The organism is Pantoea sp. SJZ147 (genome assembly GCF_007828605.1).
In the GTDB taxonomy this organism is placed as follows: Bacteria; Pseudomonadota; Gammaproteobacteria; order Enterobacterales; family Enterobacteriaceae; genus Pantoea; species Pantoea allii.
This window is the reverse complement of the sequence record NZ_VIVB01000009.1, coordinates 164829-178353: the sequence shown is the minus strand read 5'-3', so window position 1 is coordinate 178353 and position 13525 is coordinate 164829. Positions and strand designations below refer to the sequence as shown.

General features: G+C 54.2%; 9 protein-coding genes. 1 reads left to right on the top strand and 8 read right to left on the bottom strand.

Going from position 1 to position 13525, the window contains the following annotated elements; all coding sequences use genetic code 11:
• Window positions 1-37: 37 nt before the first annotated feature.
• The 5 genes from eno to rlmD all read right to left on the bottom strand — a co-directional run bounded on the left by eno (window position 38) and on the right by rlmD (window position 7741).
• Window positions 38-1333 (bottom strand): phosphopyruvate hydratase, encoded by a 1296-nt coding sequence (gene eno / locus FBY13_RS14645; protein ID WP_145394509.1) that lies wholly within the window; start codon window positions 1331-1333, stop codon window positions 38-40.
• Window positions 1334-1409: 76 nt separating this feature from the next.
• A complete protein-coding gene (pyrG, locus tag FBY13_RS14640) occupies window positions 1410-3047 on the bottom strand; it encodes a glutamine hydrolyzing CTP synthase (RefSeq protein ID WP_063880753.1) in 1638 nt (545 codons plus the stop codon).
• A 229-nt stretch (window positions 3048-3276) separates the two neighbouring features.
• Window positions 3277-4065 carry a nucleoside triphosphate pyrophosphohydrolase gene (gene mazG, locus FBY13_RS14635; RefSeq protein ID WP_145394508.1) on the bottom strand — a complete coding sequence of 263 codons (789 nt, stop codon included), beginning with the start codon at window positions 4063-4065 and terminating at the stop codon, window positions 3277-3279.
• Window positions 4066-4157: 92 nt separating this feature from the next.
• Window positions 4158-6389, bottom strand: a complete 2232-nt coding sequence (relA, locus tag FBY13_RS14630) for a GTP diphosphokinase (protein WP_063880755.1) — start codon at window positions 6387-6389, stop codon at window positions 4158-4160.
• A 32-nt stretch (window positions 6390-6421) separates the two neighbouring features.
• The gene (rlmD, locus tag FBY13_RS14625) at window positions 6422-7741 is read right to left on the bottom strand and encodes a 23S rRNA (uracil(1939)-C(5))-methyltransferase RlmD (RefSeq protein ID WP_145394507.1); all 1320 of its coding nucleotides are present in this window, start codon (window positions 7739-7741) and stop codon (window positions 6422-6424) included.
• Between the two features lie 86 nt (window positions 7742-7827).
• Between rlmD and barA the strand changes: the two genes are divergently transcribed.
• Window positions 7828-10557 (top strand): two-component sensor histidine kinase BarA, encoded by a 2730-nt coding sequence (gene barA / locus FBY13_RS14620; protein ID WP_063880757.1) that lies wholly within the window; start codon window positions 7828-7830, stop codon window positions 10555-10557.
• 61 nt (window positions 10558-10618) lie between these two features.
• Here barA and FBY13_RS14615 read toward each other — a convergent pair whose 3' ends face one another.
• The 3 genes from FBY13_RS14615 to garL all read right to left on the bottom strand — a co-directional run bounded on the left by FBY13_RS14615 (window position 10619) and on the right by garL (window position 13505).
• Window positions 10619-11758 (bottom strand): glycerate kinase, encoded by a 1140-nt coding sequence (locus FBY13_RS14615; protein WP_145394506.1) that lies wholly within the window; start codon window positions 11756-11758, stop codon window positions 10619-10621.
• A 74-nt stretch (window positions 11759-11832) separates the two neighbouring features.
• Window positions 11833-12717, bottom strand: a complete 885-nt coding sequence (gene garR / locus FBY13_RS14610) for a 2-hydroxy-3-oxopropionate reductase (protein ID WP_145394505.1) — start codon at window positions 12715-12717, stop codon at window positions 11833-11835.
• A gap of 17 nt (window positions 12718-12734) precedes the next feature.
• Complete coding sequence (gene garL, locus FBY13_RS14605; protein WP_063880760.1) at window positions 12735-13505, bottom strand: 2-dehydro-3-deoxyglucarate aldolase; 771 nt, start codon at window positions 13503-13505, stop codon at window positions 12735-12737.
• Between the last annotated feature and the right edge of the window lie 20 nt (window positions 13506-13525).

Here is a 13525-nt window from a genome sequence, read left to right as displayed (position 1 = left end):
CATGGGCGGGTTTTATCAGAAGTCAGAAGCAGTAAACTTACTGGCCTTTCACTTCTTTCAGACCGTTGAACGGGGCTTTTGCACCCAGCGCTTCTTCGATACGGATCAGTTGGTTGTACTTCGCAACACGGTCAGAGCGGCTCATTGAACCGGTTTTGATCTGGCCTGCAGCTGTACCGACCGCCAGGTCAGCGATGGTCGCATCTTCCGTTTCACCTGAACGGTGAGAGATCACAGCGGTGTAGCCTGCATCTTTCGCCATTTTAATCGCAGCCAGGGTTTCGGTCAGAGAACCGATCTGGTTGAATTTGATCAGGATGGAGTTAGCGATACCTTTGTCGATACCTTCTTTCAGGATCTTGGTGTTAGTGACGAACAGGTCGTCGCCCACCAGCTGGATTTTGCCGCCCAGCACTTTGGTCTGGTAGGCGAAGCCATCCCAGTCAGATTCGTCCAGGCCATCTTCGATAGAAACGATCGGATACTGCTTGGTCAGATCTTCCAGGAAGTGGGTGAACTCTTCTGACGTGAACGCTTTACCGCCCTCACCCGCCAGAACGTATTTGCCATCTTTGTAGAACTCAGAAGCCGCACAGTCCATAGCCAGGGTAATGTCTTTACCCAGCTCATAACCTGCTGCTTTTACCGCTTCCGCGATAACAGCCAGTGCTTCGGCATTAGAACCCAGGTTTGGCGCATAGCCACCTTCGTCACCTACCGCCGTGCTCATGCCTTTGCTTTTCAGCACTTTTGCCAGGTTGTGGAACACTTCAGAACCCATACGGATCGCTTCTTTCACGTTTGAAGCGCCAACCGGCTGAATCATGAATTCCTGGATGTCGACGTTGTTGTCGGCATGTTCGCCACCGTTGATGATGTTCATCATTGGCAGAGGCATAGAGTATTTACCTGGGGTGCCGTTCAGTTCAGCGATGTGCTCGTACAGCGCCTGACCTTTAGAGGCCGCTGCCGCTTTCGCTGCAGCCAGTGACACGGCCAGAATGGCGTTAGCACCGAAGTTAGATTTGTTCTCAGTACCGTCCAGGTCGATCATGATTTTATCGATGTTCGCCTGATCTTTCGCGTCTTTGCCTTTTACCGCTTCAGCAATCGGACCGTTAACCGCAGCAACGGCTTTGGTTACGCCTTTGCCCAGGAAACGGGATTTGTCACCGTCACGCAGTTCCAGTGCTTCACGAGAACCGGTAGATGCACCTGATGGTGCCGCAGCCAGACCAACGAAACCACCTTCCAGGTGAACTTCTGCTTCAACAGTTGGGTTGCCACGTGAGTCGATAATTTCGCGACCGATGACTTTTACGATTTTGGCCATTACGATTTTCCTCAGTACAAGTTAGTCAATTCTAAGACAAACAACGCGCGAAAAGTTCGCGCGTTGTTCGTTAAACTTATTTCGCTAAACGCTTCTGATGCTCATGTGCTGCCTTCACAAACCCGGCAAACAACGGATGACCATCGCGTGGCGTCGATGTGAACTCGGGATGGAACTGGCAAGCAATAAACCACGGATGATTGGGGATCTCAATGATCTCAACCAATTGATCATCACCAGACCGGCCCGCCACACGTAAACCCGCTGCCTCGATTTGCTTCAGCAGCATGTTGTTCACTTCATAACGGTGACGATGGCGCTCAACAATGGTGTCAGAACCGTACAGCTGGCGAACCTTACTTTCCGGGTTTAGCTGACACTGCTGGCTGCCGAGGCGCATGGTGCCGCCCAGATCGCTCTGTTCAGTACGCACTTCCACATTGCCTTCTTCGTCACGCCATTCGGTGATCAGTGCGACCACCGGATACTTACAGTCTGGCACAAATTCTGTAGAGTTTGCGCCTGCCATACCGGCAACGTTACGGGCGAACTCCATCAAGGCCACCTGCATGCCGAGACAGATGCCAAGATAAGGCACGTTGTTTTCACGCGCATATTTCGCGGTCATCAACTTGCCTTCTACGCCACGATAGCCAAAACCACCGGGGATCAGAATGGCATCTAAATCTTTCAGCAATTCGACACCACGGGTTTCAACATCCTGTGAGTCAATCAGCTTGATATTCACGGTCACGCGATTTTTCAGACCGCCGTGCTTCAGCGCTTCTATAACAGATTTATAAGCATCCGGCAGTTCGACATATTTGCCCACCATGCCGATGGTGACTTCGCCGCCTGGATTGGCTTCTTCATAAATCACCTGCTCCCACTCCGCCAGATTGGCTTCCGGGGCGTTCAGGTTGAAACGCTTACAGATATAGTCATCCAGGCCCTGCGATTTCAGCATGCCCGGGATTTTGTAAATCGAATCGACGTCTTTCAGCGAGATAACGGCTTTTTCCGGCACGTTACAGAACAGCGCAATTTTGCCACGCTCATTCGCTGGCACCGCGCGATCGGAACGGCAGATGAGAACGTCAGGCTGAATACCGATGGAGAGCAGCTCTTTAACAGAGTGCTGCGTTGGCTTGGTTTTCACCTCGCCCGCCGCGGCCATGTAAGGCACCAGCGTCAGGTGCATGTACATCGTGTGCTCGCGGCCCACATCCACCGCCATCTGACGAATCGCTTCCAGGAACGGCAAGGATTCGATATCACCCACCGTGCCACCGATTTCGACCAGCACGACATCATGGCCTTCGCCGCCTTCAAGAATGCGCTCTTTGATCGCATTCGTGATGTGAGGGATAACCTGAATGGTGGCACCAAGATAGTCACCGCGACGCTCTTTGCGCAGGACTTCTGAGTAGATACGACCCGTGGTGAAATTGTTGCGGCGCGACATTTTAGTGCGGATGAAGCGCTCGTAGTGACCCAAATCCAGATCGGTTTCGGCACCGTCGTCGGTGACGAACACTTCACCATGCTGAGTTGGGCTCATGGTACCCGGATCGACGTTGATGTACGGGTCCAGTTTCATGATGGTCACATTCAGACCACGCGCTTCAAGAATGGCTGCGAGGGAGGCTGCGGCAATGCCTTTACCCAGAGAGGAAACGACCCCGCCGGTCACAAAAATATAATTCGTTGTCATGCTGAACCTGAGAGTTTAGGTTTAAAGACGGTGGAATAACCAGGACGGGAAAACAGTATACTGGAAACCGCTATCAGCCACAATTGGTGAATCACATCCATCTCCCAACGCATTGCTGCGGGTAACATAGCGGATAGCGGTAAACAAAATTTTGACCTGCGTCACAAATCTGGCGTCAGGCTGAATCGAGTAAGCTCAAGAGAGCAATTTATGCTCGCTGCTGGAATAATCAGCTTTTTTCCTTCGCCTTAACCTGTTGCCAGGCGGCTTCCATTTGCGCCAGGGTGGCGCCCGGCATCGTCAGGCCCTGCGCGGTGATAATGGCTTCTACCGCACGGAAACGGCGCTCAAACTTGTCATTGGCTTTCTGCAACGCCGTTTCGGCCTTGCTGCCCAGATGACGGGAAAGATTTACGGTAGCAAACAGCAGATCGCCAATCTCTTCTTCCAGCTTTTGTGGATCAATCACGCTTTGCTGTGCCTCATGCATCACTTCGTCGATCTCTTCATGCACCTTATCGAGCACCGGGCCAAGCGTGGTCCAGTCAAAGCCCACGTTGTGGCATCGCTTCTGAATTTTATGGGCGCGCATCAGTGCAGGGAGCGCTTTCGGAATATCGTCCAGCGCGGAGTGCTGCGCTTTTTCTGCCCGTTCGGCGCTTTTAATCGCTTCCCAGTTTTTCAACACCTCCGCACTGCTCTCTGCCGTGCCCTCTGCGAAGATATGCGGATGACGGCGCTCCAGCTTGTCACTGATGGCGTGACAAATATCATCAAAGTTAAAACGCCCCTGCTCCTGCGCCATCTGTGCATAAAACACCACCTGGAAAAGCAAATCGCCCAGCTCGCCACGGAGATCCTCAAAGTCTTCACGCTGGATAGCATCCAGCACTTCATAGGTTTCTTCCAGCGTGTAAGGCGCAATAGTGGCAAAGGTCTGCTCGCGATCCCACGGGCAGCCCTGCTGCGGATCGCGCAGGGTTTTCATAATGCCCAGCAGGCGATCAATAGAGGTCATATGGCAATCCTTCAGGTGTTCAGTTGGCGTAACAGCGGTGATAAAAGCAGCCAGGCGCACGTCAGAAAGCACGTGCGCCGGATAACAGAAGTTTAGTGCAGACGTCGGGCATCAATAATATCAGGCACCTGGTTCAGGCGAGACAGGACGCGCCCCAGCACCTGATGATTATAAATTTCAATATCCATATCTATGGTGGCTAACTGTTTTTTCGTATCGCTACGGCTTGAAACCCCCAGCACGTTCACCTTTTCATTGGCGAGGATGGTGGTGATATCGCGTAACAGCCCGCTACGATCGTTGGCCGTGACTCTCACGACCAGTGAATAGCCGCTGGAATAGCTTTCGCCCCACACCGCATCCACGATGCGCTCAGGCGCGGTGGAAATCAGCTCAGACAGCTGATCGCAGTCGGCGCGGTGAATCGAAATGCCGCGTCCGTGGGTGATAAATCCGACGATATCATCGCCCGGAATCGGCTGACAGCAGCGTGCAATGTGGTGCATCAGGTTGCCAACGCCTTCCACCACCACGCGACCGCTCTCTTTGCGTGAGGTGGGCGCGTGCGATTTTTGCGTGAGCTGACGCAGGGCTTCGCGGTCTTGCTCTTCGGCAGTCGGCTTGTTGAGTTTCGCCTGCAGGAAATTCACCATCTGGTGCAGGCGAATATCACCGCCGCCAATAGCGGCCAACAGCTCGTCCAGCGAGGTGACGTTATAGCGCGGCAGCAGCAGCTTCTCGGCCTCACGCAGGCTGATATCCATCTGGTTCAGCTCGTTATCCAGAATCTGGCGGCCGGCCAGGATGTTTTTATCCCGATCCTGTTTACGGAACCAGTTATGAATTTTGGCGCGACCACGGCTGGTGGTGATGAATCCCAGATTCGGGTTCAGCCAGTCACGGCTCGGGTTCGGCTGTTTTTGGGTAATGACTTCAACCTGATCGCCCATCTGCAGTTGATAGGTGAAGGGCACGATGCGCCCGCCAATCTTCGCGCCGATGCAGCGATGACCGATATCGCTGTGAATATGGTAAGCAAAATCCAGTGGCGTAGAACCCGCCGGTAAATCCACCACATCCCCTTTTGGGGTAAAGACATACACGCGGTCGTCAAACACCTGACTGCGCACCTCTTCCAGCAGCTCGCCGGAATCCGCCATCTCTTCCTGCCATGTGATCAGCTTACGCAGCCAGGCAATGCGCTCTTCGTGACCTGCCGCCCCGCGCGCATGGCTGGACGACGGGCCTTCTTTGTATTTCCAGTGCGCGGCCACGCCCAGTTCTGCATCTTCATGCATCTGACGGGTTCGGATCTGGATCTCGACGGTTTTGCCCTCAGGCCCCAATACCACGGTGTGGATCGACTGATAGCCATTGGGCTTGGGATTTGCTACATAGTCGTCAAACTCATTGGGCAGGTGGCGATACAGCGTATGCACCGTGCCCAGTGCGCCATAACAGTCCTGCAGCCGCTCGGCAACGATACGTACCGCGCGCACATCAAAGAGTTCATCAAACGCCAGCGACTTCTTCTGCATCTTGCGCCAGATGCTGTAGATATGCTTCGGACGGCCGTACACTTCTGCCCGCACGCCCTCTTTTGCCATCTCTTTACGCAGGTTATTAACAAAGTTTTCGATGTACTGCTCACGGTCAATGCGGCGCTCGTGCAGCAGCTTAGCAATGCGTTTGTACTCATCAGGATGCAGGTAGCGGAAGCAGTAATCTTCCAGCTCCCACTTAAGCTGACCAATGCCCAGGCGATTCGCCAGCGGTGCATAAATGTTGGTGCTTTCTTTCGCTGCCAGTACGCGCTCATCTTCCGGCGCGTCTTTGACTTCACGCAAGTTCATGATGCGCTCAGCCAGCTTCAGCACGACGCAGCGGAAGTCTTCCACCATGGCCAGCAGCATGCGGCGGACGTTATCCACCTGCTCGGAGGCCATGGAGTCGTTATGAATGGCTTTCAGCTGACGGATGGCGTCCATATCACGAACGCCGTGCACCAGCGAAACGATGCCTTTACCGACGGTTTTTTCCAGCTCTTCTTCGCTGACCACTTCGTCATTAGCAAGGGGGAAAATCAACGCGGCGCACAGGCTTTCGATGTCCATGCTGAGCATCGAGAGGATTTCCACCATCTCGATACCGCGCCACAGCAGTAGCGACTGGTGAGGATGCCCCTGAGTCTGCGCTTCACAATAGCGCCAGGTTTCAGCGAGACGATCACAGGATTGCGGGTTAGCAACGCCAAGGCTGGCGATCCACTGGTCAAGGGCAAACTCCCCTTCCGTATTTAAATGTGCACTTCTAACCGCAACCATATCCTCTCCTGCACAGCGCCCCTGCCGGACACTTATATTTTTTTTCTGAACAGCACCATGGATTCGAGATGACGGGTATGAGGAAACATATCCAGCATCACGACCCTTTCCAATTGGTAACCCGCCGACAGCAAGGTGCTACTGTCACGTGCGAGTGTCACAGGATTACAAGATACATAGACCACGCGTTCTGGCGATAATTTTACGACATGTGCCATAACACCTGCCGCCCCAGCGCGTGCCGGATCAAGTAATACCTTGTTAAAGCCCTGCATAGCCCAGGGCTGATGCGAAACATCTTCTTCCAGATTGTGCTGAAAAAATCTGACGTTTTTAAGATTATTCACGTCAGCATTATACGCTGCCTGTTGCACTAATGCTGCAACGCCCTCCACACCTACGGCACGTTGTACCGATTTTCCTACAGGAAGCGTAAAGTTTCCCATGCCACAAAACAGATCCAGAACCCGATCTTCAGGTTGTAAATCAAGCCATTCGATGGCCTTCGCCACCATCTGCTGGTTGACCGCATCATTGACCTGAATAAAATCCTGTGGACTGAAGATTAGCTCAAGCTGGTGAGAATGATAAAATGGTCGCTGTTCGCTAAATCCGCGCAGCGTCTCACTTCCATCATCCAGAAACAGCATCAGTTGGTGCTGATGCGAAAAACGTTCCAGTTTTGCTATATCGTCGGGGCTTAATGCATCCAGATGGCGCAGTAGCAGCACTGAGCCATTGTCAGCCTGCACCAGTTCAACATGTCCTAACCGTTTGACAGCATTAAGCATGGTGAGACAATTGCGCAGCGGAATAATTAGCGCTTCAAGTTGGGGCGCCATAACAGGGCATTGCTGAATATCGACCAGATCGTTGGTGGATTCCTGGCGAAACCCCATCAGTAACTGCTGACTTTTGTTATGCCATTGTAAACCAAGGCGGGCGCGACGGCGGTAGCCCCAGGTGGGCCCGGCAATAATGTCATCAACCGCCACGGGCTGGTTCGCGGCCTGGGTCAGCATGCGCGCCAGCGCACGCGATTTACTCTGCTGCTGCAACGCTTCATCAGCATGTTGCTGCTGACAGCCACCACAGCGGCTAAAATGAGGACAGCGTGGCTCAACCCGTGACGCGCTGCGGCTGAGCAGGCGCACCGTTTTCGCTCTGGCAAACTGGCGTTTGTCCTCCAGCAGGCTTACCTCCGCCTCTTCGCCAGGCAGCGCACCCGTGACAAACAGGGTTTTCCCTTTGTGCCGGGCCACGCCCTGACCAAACGGGTCGAGGTCTTCAATGGTGACGGTGATCCGTTGTTTGGTCGTCACGCGCTGTTTTGCGGAGTAAAATTGCGCCATAGTGTGGTTCTTTCTCTTTTAGATTCGATGTGCATAAGGTTCAGCGGATGCACAGGGACGTCAATGCCGGACAGCAGGCGACTATTATGACCAAATACAGCCTGCGGGCGCGAATGATGATTTTAATTTTGGCCCCTACGTTGATGGTAGGTTTGCTGCTCAGCTCATTTTTTGTGGTACATCGCTACAACGAGCTACAGCGACAGGTCATTGAGGCGGGTGCCAATATCATTGAACCGCTGGCAATCTCCACCGAATACAGCATGACGTGGCACAATCGTGACGCGCTACGTGAACTGGTTAGTTTACTGCATCGCCGCCATTCCGGGATCGTTCGTGCCATCTCCGTCTTTGACGACAATAATCAGCTCTACGTCACCTCCAACAACAATCAAAACCTCAGTCTGGAATCAAAACAGGCTATTCGCGCGCTTCCTGACGATGTTTCCATCGAAGGCAGCGGCAACCTGCTGATTTTACGTAAGCCGATAACGTCTGAGCGTTACGCCGTTGACGAGCTACCGGAACAGGATGCCAAACCCGCAGGCAATCCTCTGGGCTACGTGGCGATAGAACTGGATCTGCAATCCGTGCGCTTACAGCAATACCGGGAAGTCTTTATTGCCACCCTGATGCTGTTGTTCTGCCTGTGCATTGCCATGCTGTTTGCCTACCGTCTGATGCGGGATGTCACCGGCCCTATCCGTAATATGGTCAGTACCGTTGACCGCATTCGCCGTGGGCAGTTAGACAGTCGGGTGGAAGGTCATATGCTCGGCGAGTTGAGTATCCTGAAAAACGGGATCAACGCCATGGCAATGTCGCTCACCGCTTATCACGAAGAGATGCAGCACAATATTGACCAGGCCACCTGGGATCTGCGGGAAACGCTGGAGCAACTGGAGATTCAGAACGTCGAGCTGGATCTGGCCAAGAAGCGGGCGCAGGAAGCCGCTCGTATCAAATCCGAGTTTCTGGCAAATATGTCTCATGAGCTGCGTACGCCGCTCAATGGCGTGCTGGGCTTTACCCGACAGATGCTGAAAACGCCGCTGCGCACTACTCAACGCGACTACATGCTGACCATTGAGCGCTCGGCCAATAACCTGCTGTCGATCATTAATGACGTGCTTGATTTTTCTAAGCTGGAAGCCGGCAAGCTGATGCTGGAGTCCATTCCCTTCCCGTTGCGCGCCACCCTGGATGAAACCCTGGTTTTACTGGCTCCGTCGGCCCATGAAAAAGGGCTGGAGCTGACCGTGGTGTGCAATAACAGCGTGCCGGATAACGTTATCGGCGATGCGCTTCGTCTGCAGCAAATCCTGATCAACCTGATGGGAAATGCGATTAAATTTACCGAAAAAGGCACGATTAATTTACGCGTAGATCAACACACCATCACGGCGACCCATGTCGAGCTGGAGATTCAGGTTCGCGACACCGGCATTGGCATTTCCGAAGAGCAGCAGGCGCAGTTGTTTCAGGCATTTCGCCAGGCGGATGCCAGTATTTCTCGCCGCCACGGTGGATCGGGGCTGGGGCTGGTGATCACCCAAAAGCTGGTGCGGGAAATGAACGGGGAGATTACTTTCGTCAGCCGCCAGAATCACGGCTCTACCTTTTGGGTGCGCGTTAAGCTCGACCTCAACCCCAATGCACCGAGTATGCCGCGGGTACTGGATGCGCTGTCGAATACGCGCATGGCCTATGTTGAAGCCAACCCAGATGTTGCCAGCGCGGTGGTGGAAATTTTAGCTGCGACGCCGTTGCAGGTTGAGCACAGCTTAACGCTGGAAGGCCTTAGCCAGCCACGCTATCCCATTCTGTTGATGGCAATGCCGGTCAACGCCAGCCAACCGCAGGTGCTTGAGGACAGGCTGATCCATTCCCTGCTGGAAAGCGCGGATCTGGTCATTATGGCGCTGCCGAGTCCGATGATGTTACTGGCCGATGAGCTGAAAGTGCGCGGTATTGATGGCTGTATCACGAAACCCGTCTCGCAAACGCGCCTGCTGCCGATGCTGCTGGAGCTGCATGCGCGTCACAGCAATGAAATGTCCGCTTCGCCTCGCCTGCCGCTGACCGTGATGGCCGTGGACGACAATCCTGCTAACCTGAAGCTGATCGGGGCGCTGCTCGAAGAACAGGTGCAACACATCGTACTGTGTAATAACGCGGAGCAGGCTATTCGCGTCGCCCACCGGCAAGCATTGGACGTCATTTTAATGGATATACAAATGCCGGATATCGATGGCATCCGCGCCAGTGAGATCATCCGTACGCTGCCAAACCATGCAGCCACGCCGATAGTTGCGGTTACCGCTCATGCTATTGATGGTGAACGCGAGCATCTGATCAGGGCAGGAATGAACGACTATCTTGCCAAGCCAATTGATGAAAACAAACTCGCTCAGGTTCTGGCGCGTTATATGCCAAGCCCGACCACCACAGTGCCAGAGCTGCCCCAAATATTGCCAACGCTCGACTGGAAGCTGGCATTACGCCAGGCAGCAAATAAACCGGACCTGGCACGGGATTTACTACGAATGCTGCTGGAGTTCTTACCGGAAGTGCACGGTAAAATGGCGCAGGCCATGGCCGACAATGACGCGATCGCCTTACGCGAGATCATTCATAAACTTCACGGCAGCGCCAGTTACAGCGGCGTGCCACGGATGAAACAGCTGTGTCGTAAGCTTGAGAAAGAGCTTCATCAGGCCAGTGATATCGAAGCGCTGGAGCCAGAACTCCTGGAGCTTCAGGATGAAATGGAGAACGTCGCCACGCAGGCACGGCGCATACTCTCCATGCCTTAAGCAGTACAGGGGGATGACACTACGGCCCTGTCACTGCTGCATGGCGGGGCCGTAAAAACGTTTAGTGAAAACCGGCGATTTTCATCGTAGCGGCCACATTTCGCGCAGTGAGCCGGACATTGTTTTCTGCCCCTTTCAGGGCCTCATCCAGCGAGCAAATACGGTAAAGCACGCTAAACACCGCATCTAAGCCATGCTGATGTACCACACCGACATCGTCAGTCAGGCTGCCAGCAATCCCTATCACCGGAATATTAAAACGCTTGGCGACGTTGGCGACGCCAATGGGCACTTTGCCATTGATACTCTGGCTATCGATGCGTCCCTCGCCAGTGATGACCAGGTCGGCGTCTTTTACCTGTTCTTCCAGTCCCAGTGCTTCGGTAACAATCTCAATCCCGCGACGTAGCTCCGCCTGACAAAAAGCATGCAGTGCAGCGCCCATACCACCGGCTGCGCCGCCGCCACTGACCTGCAGCACATCAATGCCCAGATCACGCTGAATAATGGTGGCGTAGTGCGTCAGTGCCCGATCCAGTTGCTCAACCAACTCGGGCGTCGCGCCCTTCTGTGGGCCAAAAATCGCTGAGGCACCATGAGCGCCCGTCAACGTATTGGTGACGTCACAGGCTACTTCAAAGCGGCAGTGACGGATACGGCTGTCCAGCCCGCTAATATCAATGCTTGCCAGCTCGGGCAAGGCACCGCCGCCCTGACCAATTTGCTTGTGCTGCTTATCCAGCAAGCGGGCGCCCAGCGCCTGCATCATGCCTGCACCGCCGTCATTGGTGGCACTGCCACCAATGCCAATAATGATATGTTTAACGCCTTTATCCAGCGCATTTTTAATCAGATCTCCTGTACCAAACGAGGTGGTGATCAGGGGATCGCGCTGCGCTGCCGGTACCAGCTCCAGGCCGCTGGCCGCCGCCATTTCGATGTAGGCGGTATCTTCATTACCCGATAAGCCATAAAACGCCTCAACGGGTTCACCCAGTGGCCCGGTTACCGTTAACCTGACCCTTTTTCCCTGCGTCGCGGCCACCATCGCTTCAACCGTACCTTCGCCACCATCAGCGACCGGTATTTTCACATAATGGGCATCGGGGAAAACCTCACGGAATCCCGCTTCGATTGCCGATGCCACTTCCAGGGCAGAAAGACTTTCTTTATATGAATCCGGTGCGATTACGATTTTCATAGGCAATCCAGGCGGTATTAATTAACGATTAGAGAGTGAAAGTGGCACGACGTCCGCAGAAGCCGGGCGAGTCATTAACGAGAGATTTCGACGTTGGCTAATTTTTCATAATAGCAGGCCAACGCGCTGTGGTCGGCAGTTCCCTGTCCGTCATTACGCAGCGCCTGCATCATCTCCATCACGGCCGCCGTCAGCGGAAGGTGCGCACCGATGCTGTGCGAGGTATCCAGCGCGTTAGCCAGGTCCTTGATATGTAAGTCAATGCGGAAGCCCGGCTTAAAGTTGCGGTCCATCACCATTGGCGCTTTGGCATCAAGAACGGTACTTCCCGCCAGGCCACCACGAATCGCCTGGTACACCAGTTCCGGACTCACGCCCGCTTTGGTCGCCAGGGACAGGGCTTCTGACATCGCAGCAATATTCAGCGCCACAATCACCTGGTTTGCCAGTTTAGTGACGTTGCCCGCCCCGATGTCACCGGTGTGAACCACCGATCCCGCCATGGCTTTCATGATGTCATAGCACTCGTCAAACACGGCCTTATCGCCGCCCACCATGACCGAAAGCGTCCCTTCAATCGCTTTGGGCTCGCCGCCACTCACCGGCGCATCCAGCATTTTAATCTGTTTTGCCGCCAGCGCATCGTGGATTTCCCGGCTCGCCAGCGGCGCGATGGAGCTCATATCGATCACAATCAGACCCGGTTTAGCGCCGTCGATGATGCCGTTTTCGCCCAGGCAGACTTCTTTCACCTGCGGTGAGTTGGGCACCATGGTGATGACCACGTCACACTGTTGGGCCAGTTCTTTGGCATTCGCCGCCGTTGTCGCGCCGAGCTTCACCAGTTCAGCTTCATTTTCTGCATTGTGATCGCGCACCACCAGTGAATAATCAGCTTTTAACAGGTTTTTACTCATTGGTTTGCCCATGATGCCCAGGCCAATAAAGCCAATTTTCATTTCGTTTCTCCTGATGATTACTTTTTGAATTTGTCACACAACGCCTGAGTGGCACTGCGAAAAACACCGAGATCGCTGCCTACGGCAACGAAAGTGGCGCCCCATTCGAGATAGCGCCGGGCGTCCACCTCAACCGGTGCCAGAATACCGCTGGGCTTGTTAGCCGCTTTTGCCCGCTCAAAGATGTGTTTGATGACCTTCAATACCTCCGGGTGCGCGGGCTGCCCAAGGTAGCCAAGTGCGGCAGACAAATCGCCAGGGCCGACAAAAATGCCGTCCACCCCGTCAACGGCCGCGATAGCATCAATATTGTCCACGGCCTGCTGCGTTTCTATTTGTACTAACACAGCAATGTTGTCGTTAATGGTGCCGTTATAATCCGGCACCGTGCCGTACATGTTGCTGCGATGAGAAACCGACACGCCGCGAATCCCGGCAGGCGGATAGCGCGTTGAGGCCACCGCACGTCTGGCGTCTTCTTCGTTCTCTACAAAGGGGACGAGGATGTTGTTAAAACCAATGTCCAACAGGCGCTTAATAATCACCGGTTCGTTACAGGGTGGACGCACCACCGGCGCACTGGGGCTGCCCTTCAACGCCATGAGCTGAGGCACAAAGGTGGTGATATCGTTGGGTGCGTGTTCACCATCCAGTACTAACCAGTCAAATCCGGCCAGCCCCAACACTTCGGTCGAGAGAGGACTTGCCAGGGCACACCAACTGCCGATCAGGGTTTCACCAGCCAGCAGGCGGCGGCGAAATTCATTTGGCCAGGCTGTATTACTCATGATTTGGCTCCTGTGGAACG